This is a genomic window from Aeromonas mytilicola subsp. aquatica, assembly GCF_044336385.1.
Taxonomy (GTDB): domain Bacteria; phylum Pseudomonadota; class Gammaproteobacteria; order Enterobacterales; family Aeromonadaceae; genus Aeromonas; species Aeromonas rivipollensis.
Window position 1 is genome coordinate 1137133 of record NZ_CP172298.1, and the last position, 14324, is coordinate 1151456.

Annotated in this window: 11 protein-coding genes and 2 pseudogenes; 3 read left to right on the plus strand and 10 right to left on the minus strand. The window is 65.1% G+C overall.

The genetic code is table 11. The features are described from left to right. Nucleotides 1-209 precede the first annotated feature (209 nt). Together ACFWHB_RS05475 and ACFWHB_RS05480 are read right to left on the minus strand one after the other, a co-directional pair. On the minus strand, nt 210-647 hold the full coding sequence (locus ACFWHB_RS05475; RefSeq protein ID WP_106886086.1) for a PliI family lysozyme inhibitor of I-type lysozyme: 438 nt from the start codon (nt 645-647) through the stop codon (nt 210-212). Nucleotides 648-762: 115 nt separating this feature from the next. Continuing rightward, entirely contained in the window at nt 763-2793 is a 2031-nt protein-coding gene (locus ACFWHB_RS05480; RefSeq protein WP_395949625.1) for a M13 family metallopeptidase, read from the minus strand. 127 nt (nt 2794-2920) lie between these two features. Here ACFWHB_RS05480 and tilS point away from each other — a divergent pair, with 127 nt between their 5' ends. Further along, nucleotides 2921-4258: a tRNA lysidine(34) synthetase TilS gene (gene tilS, locus ACFWHB_RS05485; RefSeq protein WP_395949626.1), complete on the plus strand. Its 1338-nt coding sequence runs from the start codon at nt 2921-2923 to the stop codon at nt 4256-4258. Between the two features lie 27 nt (nt 4259-4285). Here the strand turns inward: tilS and ACFWHB_RS05490 are convergent, their stop codons facing one another. Beyond that, the gene (locus ACFWHB_RS05490) at nt 4286-5128 is read right to left on the minus strand and encodes a GGDEF domain-containing protein (protein WP_205597033.1); all 843 of its coding nucleotides are present in this window, start codon (nt 5126-5128) and stop codon (nt 4286-4288) included. Between the two features lie 313 nt (nt 5129-5441). On the opposite strand from ACFWHB_RS05490, the gene ACFWHB_RS05495 reads away from it, so the two are divergent. Further along, on the plus strand, nt 5442-7394 hold the full coding sequence (locus ACFWHB_RS05495; RefSeq protein WP_163147705.1) for a monovalent cation:proton antiporter family protein: 1953 nt from the start codon (nt 5442-5444) through the stop codon (nt 7392-7394). A gap of 66 nt (nt 7395-7460) precedes the next feature. On the opposite strand, the gene ACFWHB_RS05500 is transcribed toward ACFWHB_RS05495, so the two are convergent. The 6 genes and pseudogenes from ACFWHB_RS05500 to ACFWHB_RS05525 all read right to left on the minus strand — a co-directional run bounded on the left by ACFWHB_RS05500 (nt 7461) and on the right by ACFWHB_RS05525 (nt 11245). Next, nucleotides 7461-8606, minus strand: a complete 1146-nt coding sequence (locus ACFWHB_RS05500; protein ID WP_111909940.1) for a patatin-like phospholipase family protein — start codon at nt 8604-8606, stop codon at nt 7461-7463. A 122-nt stretch (nt 8607-8728) separates the two neighbouring features. After that, entirely contained in the window at nt 8729-9586 is an 858-nt protein-coding gene (locus ACFWHB_RS05505; RefSeq protein WP_234570259.1) for an alpha/beta hydrolase, read from the minus strand. Between the two features lie 71 nt (nt 9587-9657). Next, entirely contained in the window at nt 9658-10239 is a 582-nt protein-coding gene (locus ACFWHB_RS05510) for a TetR/AcrR family transcriptional regulator (protein WP_395949627.1), read from the minus strand. Nucleotides 10240-10377: 138 nt separating this feature from the next. Further along, nucleotides 10378-10452, minus strand: a pseudogene (locus tag ACFWHB_RS05515) (DNA-binding response regulator); the annotation flags it as partial. 36 nt (nt 10453-10488) lie between these two features. Next, nucleotides 10489-10563: pseudogene (locus tag ACFWHB_RS05520) on the minus strand (DNA-binding response regulator); the annotation flags it as partial. 37 nt (nt 10564-10600) lie between these two features. Continuing rightward, nucleotides 10601-11245 carry a response regulator gene (locus ACFWHB_RS05525; protein ID WP_025327882.1) on the minus strand — a complete coding sequence of 215 codons (645 nt, stop codon included), beginning with the start codon at nt 11243-11245 and terminating at the stop codon, nt 10601-10603. Nucleotides 11246-11404: 159 nt separating this feature from the next. On the opposite strand from ACFWHB_RS05525, the gene ACFWHB_RS05530 reads away from it, so the two are divergent. Further along, nucleotides 11405-12031, plus strand: a complete 627-nt coding sequence (locus ACFWHB_RS05530; protein WP_395949628.1) for a glutathione S-transferase N-terminal domain-containing protein — start codon at nt 11405-11407, stop codon at nt 12029-12031. Between the two features lie 70 nt (nt 12032-12101). Here ACFWHB_RS05530 and ACFWHB_RS05535 read toward each other — a convergent pair whose 3' ends face one another. Further along, nucleotides 12102-14225 carry an alpha-amylase gene (locus ACFWHB_RS05535; protein WP_106886095.1) on the minus strand — a complete coding sequence of 708 codons (2124 nt, stop codon included), beginning with the start codon at nt 14223-14225 and terminating at the stop codon, nt 12102-12104. Between the last annotated feature and the right edge of the window lie 99 nt (nt 14226-14324).

Here is a 14324-nt window from a genome sequence, read left to right on the forward strand (position 1 = left end):
TTTTTTACCTCCTTATGTTCAGTGATGGCTGGGTGAGGCGAGTATAGGCGTATAAAAAATAGCCGTCTATCGGGGAATAGGGGGGATATCGGGCTGTTATGGGGGCATCTGGCAGTGAAAAGGGGTCTTCATCGTAGCCTCCGGCAAAACAAGAGCCCCGCAGGGCGGGGCTCTTGAATCAGGTATGCGGGTGCATCAGATGAGAGGGATCAGTCGCGGGGGGTCTTGAGCGCCTGGATCACATCGTCACTGGGGGCCAGCCCCTCCACGTGGTTGAAGCTCTCCAGCCCCTCCTGCGCATTGATGGTGAAGGCGTCGGCGCTCTGGTAGCTGCCGCTGCCGGCGCTTTCGACCAGGACGATGAGCTCGGGCTGCTTGTCACCGTTGAGATCCAGCAGTTTGAGCGCCTTGATGCTGCCATCACGGGGCATCACCTTGCCGTCGATGAACTGATCCAGGGGAAACTCGGGGTTGGCGCCTGAGTAGAGGCGCACGTCGTAGCTGCCGGTGGAGGCGGGCTCGCCGCGCCCCTCGCTGACTGTGAGCACCTGGCCCGTGGGCAGCGTCAGCTGCTGGAAGAATCCCTCCGCCGCCTGGGTGGTCAGGGGCAGGCTGAGCAGGCCGAGAGTAATGAGTAAGGCTTTCATGGATGTGACCCTTGTTGCTGCTTGTGTTGCGGTGTCAGTGGGCAGGGGCCTGGCCCCCGCCTTGTCTGTGGCCGACCGGGGGCTGGCGCTTGGCCAGCCCCTGTCGACCTCGTGTTTACCATATCTTGACCCGTTTGGCCGGGTCCAGATAGAGCTTGTCACCCGGCTGTATGTTGAACGCCTCGTAGAAGGCGGGGATGTTCGGCACCACGCCATTGACCCTGTACTCGGGGGGGGAGTGGGGATCCGAGGCGAGCAGCATCTGCATCAGCTCGGGACGATACATGCCCTTCCATACCTGGGCCCAGCCGAGGAAGAAGCGCTGCTCGCCGGTGAAGCCGTCCAGCACAGGGGCTTCCTTGCCATCCAGCGACAGCAGATAAGCCTTGTGGGCTATGGTGAGGCCACCGAGATCGCCTATGTTCTCCCCCAGGGTGAACTGGCCGTTGACGTACTGCCCCTTGATAGGCTCGAAGCGGTTGTACTGGGCCACCAGCCGGCTGGTTCGGAAGCGGAACTCCTTGAGATCCTGGGGCGTCCACCAGTCGCGCATCACGCCGTCACCGTCGGATCTGGCCCCCTGATCGTCGAAACCGTGGCCCATCTCGTGGCCTATTACCCCGCCGATGGCGCCGTAGTTCACAGCGTCGTCCGCGCTCATGTCGAAGAAGGGGGGTTGCAGTATGGCGGCCGGGAAGACGATCTCGTTGTTGCTCGCGTTGTAGTAGGCGTTTACCGTCTGGGGCGACATGTGCCACTCGTCCCTGTCCACCGGCTTGCCGAGGCGGGCCAGGCTGTCGGCATATTCGAAGGCGCGGGCGCGCTGCAGGTTGCCCACCAGGTCATCGGCGCGGATCTCGATGGCGCTGTAGTCCTTCCACTTGTCCGGATAGCCTATCTTGGGCCTGAACTTGGCGAGCTTGGCCAGGGCCTGGGTCTTGGTGGCTGGCGACATCCAGTCCAGCTCCTGGATGCTCTGGCCGTAGGCGGTGCGCAGGTTCTCCACCAGCTGCTCCATGCGTGCCTTGGCCTCTGGCGGGAAGTAGCGCTCCACATAGAGCTTGCCCACCGCCTCCCCCAGGTTGTTGTCCAGTACGCCAAGGGCACGCTCCCAGGGGGCGCGCTGCTTGGGCGTACCGCTCAAGGTGGTGCCGAAGAAGGCGAAGTTCTGGGCATCGGTCTGGCTGTCGAGGTAGGGGGCGAAATCGGTGATGAGCTGCCACTTGAGGTAGGCCTGCCAGTCGCCCATGGAGGTCTGCTTCATCACCTCGTCCAGGGCCGTCAGGTAGCTCGGCTGACCTATGATGAGGCTCTGCTGGCCGCTCAGGCCGGCCTGATCCAGATAGCTGTTCCAGTCGATGCTGGAGGCGAGGCGCGTGAGCTCGCCGATGGGGGCCTTGTTGTAGTTCTTCTGCCGATCCCGCAGGGCGACGTTGTCCCACTGGATCTGGGCGAGCCGGGTCTCGAGAGCCAGGATGCGCTTGGCCTTGGCCCCCGCATCTGCCTCGCCGAAGCGGCTCAGCATGCCGGCGATGTGCTGTTCGTATTTCTGCCGCAGCGCCTGGCTGGCGGCATCCTGCTTGAGGTAGTAGTCCCTGTCCGGCAGGCCGAGCCCGGATTGATAGAGGTAGACCGCATAGCTGTCCGGCGCCTTGGCATCGGCATCTATCCAGAAGCCGAAGGGGGCGCTGCCCCCCAGCTTGCCGGCGCGGGCGAAGGCCTGGGCCAGACCCTGCTTGTCATGGATCTGATCTATGTCGCCGAGTAGGGGCAGCAGGGGCGTGGTGCCCCTGGCGTTGCGGGTCTGCTGATCCAGATAGCTTCGGTAGAGGTCGTGGATCTGCTGGGCCGGGGTGCCGGTGGCGGCCTTGCCGTCCAGCCCTTCCACCAGCACCCGCACGTCTGCCAGAGACTTGTCCCGCAGCAGGTAGAAGGCGCCGTCGGCGGGCCTGTCATCCGGGATCTTGGCGGTGGCCAGCCAGTGGCCGTTCACGTAGCGGAAGAAGTCGTCACCGGGCTTGACCCGGGTGTCCATGTTGGCCAGCGCGAGGCCGGAGTGCTTGTCTGCCTGGTCCGGCCCCTGACTGCAACCGGCCAGCAAGGCCAGCCCGATGAGGGCGGCCAGTATGCTTTTCTTATTGTTCATTGTCTTATTCCAATTCGGGTTACTCAGCGTCCCGGCCCAGGTCGGGAGGAGACTCACTCTAGCAGTCGGGTTAGCGCTTGATAAGCCCGACTCTGCTAAGATCGGCCTGGTCGTATAGGGGAAGCCTATGATTTCTCGTGTTTATTCTCGTTTTTGTCAGACTCTGCCCGCGCCAGAAGGTTCCCGGGGCCTGCTGGTAGCCTTCAGTGGCGGGCTCGACTCCACTGTGCTGCTGGTGCTGGCGGCACGTTTTGCCCAGGAGCAGGGCCTTGCCCTGCGTGCCCTGCACGTCCACCACGGCCTGAGCCCTCATGCCGACGACTGGGTGGCCCATTGTGAAGGGGTGTGCCAGCAACTGGCTGTGCCCCTCATGGTCGAGCGGGTGCAGCTGGTGCGTGGCAACGGCGACAGCCTGGAGGCCCAGGCGCGGGAGGCCCGCTACCAGCGCCTGGCCGCCAGCCTGGGGGAGGGGGAGTGGCTGCTCACCGCCCATCATCAGGACGATCAGCTGGAGACCCTGCTGCTGGCGCTCAAGCGGGGCGCCGGATTGCGGGGGCTGGCGGGCATGGTACCGAACCAGCCCTTTGCCAGCGGCCGCTTGCTGCGCCCGCTGCTCGAGGTCAGCCGGGCCGAGCTGGCGGCGCTGGCGGAGACCCTGCCCTATGGCTGGGTGGAGGATGAGAGCAACCAGGACGTGAGCTACGATCGCAACTTCCTGCGCCAGCAGCTCATTCCCCAGCTCAAGGCGCGCTGGCCCGCCATGGCCCAGACGGCGGCGCGCAGCATGGCCCTGTGCGCCGAGCAGGAGGCGCTGATCAGCGAGCTGGCGGAGGCGGACTGGCAACAGGCCGGGGAGGGGGAGGCGCTGCGCATCGAGGCGCTGCAGCCGCTCTCCCCGGTGCGGCGCAACAACCTGCTGCGCCACTGGATCCGTCGCCAGGGGGGAGAGATGCCGTCCAGGGAGCTGCTGGGGCTGCTCTGGCAGGAGGTGGCGCTGGCGCGGGAAGACGCCAACCCCAGGCTGAGCCTGCAGGGGCTGGAGTGTCGCCGCTTTCAGGGGCGACTCCACCTGGTGCCGCCCGGCCTTGCCCCCCGTGAGGAGGTGTTGCCCATCCGGGTGGGGGAGACGCTCTGCCTGCCGGACGGACTGGGGGCCTTCAGGCTGCTGTCATCGGATGGGGGGGAAGGGCTGCGCCCGCCACGGGAGGACGAGCCCCTGTCGGTGCGTTTTCAGGTGGCGTCCGGCGTCATGCTCAAGCCGGTGGGGCGGGTTGGCAGCCGGCGCCTGAAGAAGTTGCTGCAAGAGTACGGGGTGCCCTCCTGGCAACGGGGGCGTATTCCCATCCTCTATTACGGGGAGCAGGTGGCTCTGGTGGCCGGACTCTTCGTCTGCGACGGATTTCTGGCGCCCGAAGGGGGCATCAAGGGAGACTGGCGGCGAGCCGTCACCCCGGAACTTGACTGAACGCCACCGAGGGACTGCCAGGCCGCCCTATTCGGACGGCCCTGTCACGCCGGCCTTCTTGCGGGCGTAGAGGTGGGCATCCGCCGTGGCATAGAGGCGCTGCACGTCCATGCCCGAGTGCCAGCTGGCGGCCCCCAGGCTGCAGCCCACCGAGAAGGCGCTGAGCTCCTTGTGGCTGTGCAGCACATGTTGCAGCCGCAGCCAGACCGGGCGCCAGGCCTCGGGATCGGCGGGTTGCAGCAGCAGGGCGAACTCGTCGCCGCCGAGGCGAAACGCCTGATCCGTGCCGCGAATGCAGCCCTGCAGCAGTTGGGCGAAGCGGCTCAACACCAGATCCCCCACCGGATGACCCCAGGTGTCATTGACCTGTTTGAAGCGGTCGAGATCCAGCAGCACCAGCACCAGACCGTGGGGCTCCCGGCAGTGTTGCTCCACCGCCCGGCCAATGGCCTCGTCGAAATAGGAGCGGTTGCCAAGCCCGGTCAGGTGATCGAGCCGCACCTGCTGCTCCAGCCGGCTCAGCCGCAGATAGAGCGGCAGGGGCAGGCAGAAGAGCTGGTGATATTGCCCCAGCTGCCGCCGCTGGCCGTCGCTCAGGGGCTGCTCCAGCTCGTATTGCAGCTGTCCGAGCAACTGCTCGTGCTGGCCGCGCAGCTCGAAGCGGTAGCTATGCAGCACCTGCCTGGCCTGGGGGGCGTGGGCGATGAGGCTGTGGGGCTGACCGCAGTCGAGGTGGAGCGTGTGGATCCGGACAATCTTTGCCACCCGCTCGGCAAAGATTGCCAGCAGGGCGTCAAGATCCCGTTGTCTCAGCAGCTCCTGAAGCTGCTGATAAGTATCCTGCCCGGTCAGCGGCGTGAGCCGCTCCATCTGCTGTACCCACTGCTCTATGCCATGTCCGAAGCCGTTCAAAGACGATGTGTTTTCCACGTTGCAGCCTTACACCTCTCCACTCATTGGGCGGGTTCTTGCAATCCCCGTGCCCAAAATATGTTCGATGGAAAACAAAGGGGCTGGCTAGGCTTAGCAACATGAAATAGGAGGGCAAACAACCCCGTGCGCCGCTGGCCGCGCGCCCGCGGCAAGGGCTGGATCCAGCCCCGCAGCGACGAGGGCCGGAGGGTGCCAGGGGCCTGAGGCGCCGCTTCTTAGGGCCATGGGGACAGATAAAAGGGAGGGATGTGTGTACGCCGATGTGTTGATCCTGCTGCTCTCCGCCGTTCTGCTGGTGGCCATCTTCCGACGCCTGGGCCAGCCGGTGATCCTCGCCTATCTGTTCGTCGGCATGCTGCTCGGCCCCCATGGGGCGGCCATCGTCACCGGGCAGGCCATGATGCAGACCATAGGGGAGCTTGGCATCGTCTTCCTGATGTTCTCCCTGGGTCTCGAATTCTCGCTGCCGCGCCTGCTCGCCATGCGCAAGCTGGTGCTGGGGGTCGGCGGCCTGCAGGTGCTGCTCACCTCATTGCTGTTCTTCTGGCTCGGCTGGTGGTGGGGGTTGAGTCTCTCCCAGGCGCTGGTGGTGTCCGGCACCCTGGCGCTCTCCTCCACCGCCGTGGTGATCAAGCAGCTCGGGGAGTTGCAGCAACTCCATACCCGACGTGCCCAGCTCGGGGTGAGCGTCTTGCTGTTTCAGGATCTGGCGGTGGTGCCGCTGCTGGTGATGATCCCCATACTGGCCAGCCCCGAGGTGCAGGGCAGCGCCCTGCTGGCGGAGGTGGCCTGGGCCTCCCTCAAGGGGCTGTTCGCCCTGATCGTCCTGCTCGCGGTGGGAAAGTGGCTGCTGCCCATGGTGTTTCACGAGGTGGCGCGGGCGCGCTCCGACGAGCTGTTCGTGCTCAGCACCCTGCTGGTGGCCCTGCTGGCGGCGTCGCTGACCCAGTGGATGGGGCTCTCCATGGCACTCGGGGCCTTCCTGGCCGGCATGATGCTGGGGGAGTCCCACTATCGCCATCAGCTGGAGGTGGACATCAAGCCGTTTCGGGATGTGCTGCTGGGGCTCTTCTTCATCACCATCGGCATGACCATGGAGTGGGCGCTGGTGGCGAACGCCTGGTGGCAGGTGCTGCTCTGCGTGCTCGGGCTCATCCTGTGCAAGTCGCTGCTGGTGTTGCTGGCGGGCCGGCTGATGGGGGAGCGCAAGCGTGATGCCATGGCCGCCGGCATCATGCTGAGCCAGGTCGGCGAGTTCGGCTTCGTGCTGCTGGCGCTGGCGAGCCACCATGGCCTGCTCGGCCACGAGATGGTCTCCCTGCTCATCGGCGTCGGCGTCATCACCATTTCTCTCACCCCCTGGCTGGTGCAGCGGGCCCTGGGGCTGGCCCACTCCCTTACCGATGCGACCCTGCTGTCCCGCGCCGGGGTCGCCCAGTCGGGGCTCAGCAAGCACCAGCATGTCATCATCGCCGGCTTCGGGCGCACCGGGCAGACCTGCGCCCGCTTTCTCAAGCTTGAGGAGATCCCCTTTCTCGCGCTGGATCTCGATCCCGAGCGGGTGAGCGAGGCCAAGCTGGCGGGGGAGCAGGTGGCGTTCGGCGATGCCAGCCGGCGCGACATCCTGCTGGCGGCCGGTCTGATGCGGGCCCGCCTGGTGATCATCACCTTCGACGATCGCAAGCGGGTCGATGCCATGCTGATGCAGATCCGGGCACTGGCGGGGGATCTCAAGGTGCTGGTGCGAACCCGGGACGACAGCTTCCTCGAGCACTACAAGCAGGCCGGGGCATTCGAGGTGATCCCCGAATCCCAGGAGGGGGCCCTGATGCTGGTTTCCCACCTGCTGGTCAACTGCGACATCCCCATAGGTCGGGTGATCCGGCGTATGGAGCACGAGCGCAGCAGTCAGTACCGCTTCCTCCACGGCTTCTACTGGGGGGATCAGAGTGCGGGCAACCTGGAGACGGATCAGTTGCTGGAGCGGCTGCACCCCGTGCTGCTGCACGATCAGGCCTGGGCTGTGGGGCGCCGGGTGCGGGAACTGCCCCTTGGGGAGGTGCGCATCAAGGCGGTGCATCGCGGGGAGCGCAGCCTGGAGCCTAAGGCCGACCTGAGGCTGGTGGCGGGGGATCGGCTGGTACTCTTTGGGACGGCCGTGGCGATGGAGCAGGCGGAGCAGCGCCTGCTGGAGGGGCACTAGGCTGTGCTCTCAACACGCTCAGGGGCCTTGGCCGGGTGGCGGCTCCCCTGGTGGAAGCAAGCCTGTTCAGGCCTCCTCGCGGATCCGCTCTTCGATGTCGAGGAAGGACTCGATGCGCTGGCGCTGATCCAGCGCGTCCTGATACCCCAGCCTTATCAGCTGCTGACAGTAACCCGGGTGAAACATCAGGAAGCTGGCCAGGCTGCTGCTCTCCTGGCCGTTCACCCCCAGCACCCGGAGCAGGCGGCGCAACTGGGTCGGCAGCTTGGGCAGGTAGTCGAGGGCGATAAGATCCAGATCCTGGCTCGGCCTGATGACGCAGGTCTCCACCTGACGCAGCTTCAGGCGGTTACGTTCCCGCGCCGGGATCAGCGACAGGGTCTGGTTGATGCGCCCCAGCCGCTCCAGATCCGAATTGAGGGTGTCGGAGAAGACGGTGTTGAGCAGGTGGCTGGCGATGTTGGAGCTGGTCAGGTGATCCTGACGGGGGGCCGCGCTCCCCTGATGGGGGGAGTCGAGGGTCACCAGCAGGATCCGCTCCGCCCCCAGGTGAATGGCGGGGCTCAAGGGGCTCAGCTGGTGGATGGAGCCGTCACCGTAGAAGCGTTCGCCGATGCGGGTGGCCGGAAAGACGAAGGGCAGGGCCGCCGAGGCCATCAGGTGATCCGAGGTAAGCAGGGTGCGCAGGCCGCGCCGCCTGGCCCGCTCCCAGGGCAGATGCTCGGCCCGCCCCTGGAAGAAGGTGGTGGAGAGGCCGTCGTCATAGTCGGAGGCGGTGATGGCGATGGCCTCCAGACTGCCGTAGAGGATGTTGTCATCGATGCGGTGATAGTCGATGAGCTGATCCAGCAGGCGGCGCAGGGGGGCGTTGTCGAACAGGTGGAAGGCGCGGTTGCTCTGGGGGCTGATGAGACCGGCCGAGCCCTGATACAGGGTGCGCCACAGCAGCTGGCAGGGGCGGAAGTCGAAGATGTGATGGGTCTCGAAACGGCGCCAGACCCACTCCAGCTTGCGCACCCCCAGGTGAAAACAGGAGGCGTAGCACGCCAGTGCCGTGATGTTGAGGGCCCCCGCCGAGGTGCCGCACAAAATGGGGAAGGGGATGCCGAGGTTGCGGGGATAGAGCTCGGCCACTGCCTTGAGTACGCCGACCTGATAGGCGGCGCGAGCACCACCACCGGTGAGCAGAAGAGCTGTATTGGGTCTGGCCATGATGGTGCGCCTTATTGTGATTGCAAGGGCGGGTTGCCACCGCGCAATTTAACTATAAGACGTTGTATCCCGGATAAAAATGGGCCGCCTCATCATTTTTTGAGGCGACCGGTGCGGCGGGATCAGGCCGTGCCCCGGGACTGGGTCAGCTGATCGAAGGCGGCGAAAACGGGGGGGCTTGCCAGGATGCGGCCATGGCCGAGCCCCCGGGTACTCACCAGCCGGGTACGGCCGTCCTCTGCCGCCCGCAACGAGTCTTTATGGGGGGCAAACCTGTCCTCCTCGTCGTGGACGATGAGGGCATGGCCGGCGCGATTGGCGAGCCGGCCGAGGGGATCCACAGTGCTCAAGGGATGCTGGTATTCGTGCTCGATCTCCTTGACCACTGCATCGAACAGCCGGATGGAGTAGCCGGAGCGGGCCACCATGCCATAGAGCTGGGGCACGTAGTCGAGCACGGGGGAGATGAGCAGCAGCGGCAGCGCGTCTAGGGCGGGGTGGCGGCTGCTGAGGGTGACGGCGCCCCCCATGCTGTGGGTGATGACCCCCTGAACCGGGCCGACGCGGGCGAGGATCTCGTCGAAGGCACGCACGAAGCGGGGCAGGTGACCCGTGCTGCCCTCGCTCTGGCCGTGGGCGGGGTGATCATAGGCCAGCGCCGTGAAGCCCTGGGCGGCGATATGGCTCATCAGCGGATAGAACTGGCTGGCACTGCCGGACCAGCCGTGCATCAGTAGCCAGACCGGTCCCTGGCCGAGGCGATAGCTCATCAGGGTGCCCTCACCGGTGTGGATGGCCTGCTGCACCAGCCCGGCGGGGGCGGCGACCTCACGGGTGGGGCGCTGCGGGGTGAGCAGCAACTTGCTGGCGGTGCGTTTGGCGTGGGCCGGGGCCAGCGCGTGGTGCAGACGGGTGCCAAGCCCCAGCAGCAACTTGCTCGGGCTGACGCGGCGGGTGTTGAAATAGATCTTGCTGCTCATGGTCATCCTGTGGTTTTTATGTGCGAACGGTCGTGCTTTTTTGTCTGTTTTTAAAAAGAAGAGCCGAAACCTCAGCGCCAGCTGGCCAGCAGATCTTCCACCTCGGGCCAGAAGTGGCGGCCCGGATCCTGACACAAGTCCAGCGCGTTGAACACCTGATCTCCCAGATAGAGGCCATAGAGCCGGTAGACGGCGCGCCAGGGATCCAGGTCTCCGCGCCACTCTCCCTTCTCCTGGCCCTGCACCACCTGGCGAGCCAGGTAGTCGAGCCAGAAGCGCACCAGCTGGCGGGCCGCCTGCTGCACCTCCCCCTCCTGGGCCGAGGTCCAGGCGTCGAGGAACATGCAGCGTCCGGCAAAGCTCTGGTTCCAGGCCAGCCAGGCCCGCAGCAGGGCCAGCAGTTTCTCCTGCTGGGTGCCGTGCTGTTGCTGACGCACCGGCTGGATCACCCGCTCCCGGAACACCTCGGCGGAGTAGGTGAGCACGGCGATCTGCAGGTTGTCGCGAGACTGGAAATGGGCGAACAGGCCGCTCTTGGACATCTCGCACGCACTTGCCAGCGAGCCTATGGTCAGGCTCTCGAGCCCCTGCTGGCTCGCCTGCTCGAACGCAGTCTGCAAAATGTTGTCGCGGGTCAGGCGGCCCTTGCTCATCGCACTCTCCTCTCTAGGTCTTGCAGCATAAAGTACGATCGTGCTAATTGTCGAGCCACAAACCGCCATTGTGCTGGAGAGAAGGCGCTGACTCAGTTGCCCTCGGCGTCGAACGTGCGATGGGTTTGTGGCTACGGCTCAGTTGTCCTTGATGTCCATCTGCTGCAGGGCGATGACCGCCTGGGTGCGATTCTTGACGCCGAGCTTGCGGAAGGTGGGAGTGATATGGGCCTGAGGGTGGCAAGAATCTCAGTTGTCCTTGATGTCCATCTGCAGCAGAGCGATGACCGCCTGGGTGCGGTGTTTGACGCCGAGTTTGCGGAAGGTGGAAGTGATATGGGCCCTGAGGGTGACAAGAATCTCAGTTGTCCTTGATGTCCATCTGCTGCAGGGCGATGACCGCCTGGGTGCGGTTCTTGACGCCGAGTTTGCGGAAGATGGCGGTGATGTGTGCCTTGATGGTGGCCTCTGAGACGTTGAGCTCCCAGGCGATCTGCTTGTTGAGACTGCCGTCCCGCAACATGATCAGCACCTTGTACTGCTGGGGGGTGAGGCTGGCCAGCTTGCTGGCAAAGTCGGGACCATCCTCGGACTCGGGGTGAAGGGAGATCCCTTCCGGCACCCAGTTATCTCCCCCGATCACCGTATTGAGGGCGCTGACCAGCTCCTTCATGGGAACCGACTTGGGAATGAAGCCCAGGGCCCCGAGGCGCAGCACCTGCTGGATGATGGCGGCATCTTCCGAAGCGGAGACCACGACGATGGGCAGGTCCGGGTACTGGCCGCGCAGATAGGCCAGTCCCTCGAAGCCGTTGGCCCCCGGCATCTTGAGATCGAGCAGCAGCAGATCGACTTCGGGGTGCTCCGCGAGCAGGTGGGTCAGGCTGTCGATGGAGTCGGCCTCCAGCAGCCTGGCCTCGTCGATGGCCATGTGCACCGCTTGATAGAGGGCGCCCCGAAACAGGGGGTGGTCATCTGCGATGACGATGGTAAATTGGCTGTCCATTGCTCACATTTTTGCTAACTGATTGTTTTGAAAAATCAAACTAGCACTGCTCCCCAAGGGGGTCAAACTCGCAGGTGTGCAAATGTGAGGCGACCATGAGATGTCGTGCCCGCGGGGCCGATGCCGGGTCACGAACAACCCCAACGCAGGAGGCAATAAATGGGATCCTTGGTATTGACGGTAGGCACAGGTTCCACCTGGGCGATGCGGGCGTCGCTGGTGCTCGCCATGAGCGGGCTGGAGTGGCAGGAGCAGGTGTTCGATCTGGAGGATGCCAAGGCGTTGGCGCGGCTCAAGCGCACTGCGCCGGCCGGGCTGGTGCCCTGGCTGGATGACGGCGAGCTGCGGATCCACGACTCCCTCGCCATCGCCGAGTATCTTCACGAGCTGTGCCCGGCGCGCCACCTCTATCCGGTGGATAGGGCCGAGCGGGCATTGGCCCGCAGCCTCTGCGCCGAGCTGCACTCGGGTTTTGGCCAGATCCGCAGTCGCCTGCCCTTCTTCCTCGGCGCGCCGACCCAGAGCGAGCCCCCGGTGGAGACCCTGGGGGAGCTGGCCCGGCTGCAGACGCTCTGGTCCCAGGCGAGGGGGCCCTTCTACTTTGAGGAGGCGGGGATCCTCGATGCCTTCTATGCCGTGATGGCCTATCGGCTGGCGAGCTACGGCATAGGCTTGCCCGGTCAGGCGGGGGCCTATCAGCAAGCCTTGCTGGCCTGGCCCCTGTGGCAGGAGACCCTGGTCAAGGCGCGGCTGCAGTGGCCGGCTATCGCCCGGCAGCCGGCATGAGGTGAAGGGGCCTGTGCAATGAGAGAGGGGAGCCACTGGCTCCCCTCTCGTTTGTCTGGTGCGGGACCTGTTACGGCTGCCGACCGGCGAACACCACTACCACCTTGTCCTCCCCCTTCTCCCGCACGAAGCTGTAGGGAACATCGGACAGCTTCTTGTGGCTGCCTGCCGCCACCGCCGGATGGGCGGCGCGGAACTGGCCTAGCCTTTGCCAGTGCTTGACCAGCTCGGCCTTCTCGCCGCTCCCCAGATCCTGCCAGTTCATGTCGGATCGCACGCTCTGATCGAACACCCCGCCATCCTTGGCCAGACCCCGGCCAGACTCGTCCCCGTAGTAGAGCTGTATGCCCCCCGGCAGCAGCATGAAGCTGTTGGCGACTCTGCGTTGCAGCGGCACGTCCTGATAGTCGCCGAAGAACAGCTTGGTGTCGTGGGAGCTGATGTAGCTCAGCACGTTGAACTCGGGATCCTGGTTGATGCGGCTGGCGTAGCTGGCATAGGTCGGCTCGGCACCGGCCATGCACTGGGCCTGGGGCAGGGCGAACTCCCGCTGATAGTCGAAGTTGATCAGGGAATCGAAGCCGTTCTGGTACCAGAAATCCTTGGCGACCCCGTGATCCCACACCTCGCCCACCATGTAGAAGGGCAGATCGTCGAGCGCCTTGTCCGGGTTGGCGGCCTTCCACTCCTTGAGCGCCGTAGTGCCCGCCTGCTTGAGCCTGGCCCAGACCGCGGGCTCCAGGTGCTTGACGGTGTCGGCCCGGAAGCCGTCGATGCCGAAGCGGCGTACCCAGTCGGTGTGCCAGGCGATGAGGTAATCGCTGACGCTTGCGTTGGGGAGCGCCTTGGCCCGGGTATCCTGCTTGGCGGTGAGCAGGGGTGGCAGCCCCACCGGCTTGGTGGACTCGGTCAGGAAGTCCGGCAGCCCCGCCACCGAGCCGGTGACGTCGTCGGTGCCGGGTTGCGGGTAGCCGGGCAGGCCGGCGCGCACCCAGTCAGGGCCCCACCATTTGCTCCACTCGCTCGATTGGTAGTCGATAAACTGGTTGTAGCCATGCCAGTTGAGGCCACCGCTCGGGCGCCACTGGTTCCAGGTGGTCGGCAACTTGCCGCTGTTCTGGGTGAGGTCGGTGAGCCCCAGATCCTGCAGATCCGCCAGGGTGGCGTAACCTGCGTGGTTCATCACCACGTCCAGGATGATCCGCATGCCGCGCTTGTGGGCCTCGTCCACCAGGGTCTTCAGGCTCTCCTCGTCGCCGTAGTTGGGATCTATCTTGGTGAAGTCGAGCGCCCAGTAGCCGTGGTAGGCGTAGAAGGGGAAGTTGCCCTGCTCGCCGCCGCCGATGAAGCCGTGCACCTGCTCCACCATGGGAGTGATCCAGATGGCATTCATGCCGAGGCTCTTGATGTAGTCGAGCTTCTCGGTCAGCCCCTTGAAGTCGCCGCCATGCCAGGTGGCGACCTCGTCCTGACCATCCTTCTGGCGGCCGAAGCTGTGATCGTTGGCGGGATCGCCGTTGTGGAAGCGGTCGGTCAGGAGGAAATAGACGCTCGCCTGATCCCAGCTGAAGGGGGCCGCCTTGGCCGCCTTGACCGGTTCGAGCAGCAGCAGGCCGCCGCTCTCCTTGCTCGGGGTCAGGGTCAGCTTGCCCTGGGTGACCACGGCCTCCTGTCTGGAGTAGGCATCCCGCAGCCGGGTGCCGTCGGGCCAGACTCCTTTCAGCGACACAGTCACCGGGCCACCATCCCAGGCGATACAGGGCTCTGTCGGGGGCTGGCGTTTGAACTCGCTCTTTTTGGTCGCCCGCAGCACCTTGAGGCTGGGGGTGTCCGGGTTGAAGGTGAACTCGTAGTCCCCCGCCAGCATCACCCTCAGGTTGAAGCTTGCCCCCTTGCTGCACTTGTCCATGGGTTGGGCTGTGCCGAAGGGGAGCGCTTTGACCTCGGTCGGCCCGAAGCTGGTGCCGCAGCTGTTGCCGGCATCGGCGATGCGGATCTGGTGGCTGCCCTTGTCCAGCTTGTGGGTCAGGGTGATGGTGCCCTTGTCCAGCGTCAGCGCCTCGGCCACCGGTTTGCCATCCACATAGAGATGCACCTCGGGGGCGGCCAGCGCCTGACCGACGAACAGTGGCGTGACCAGCAGGGCGAGCCACAGGGAGGAGGGGCGGAGATCGAAACGAGGCGAGGGACGCATAGGCCATTCCTTGAGCTGAGTGGGGTCCGTTGAGGCACTCATTCTAGGGGGCGCAGGGCCGGGGTTGGACCGGTAAAACACCGATTTGTGACGTCAGTT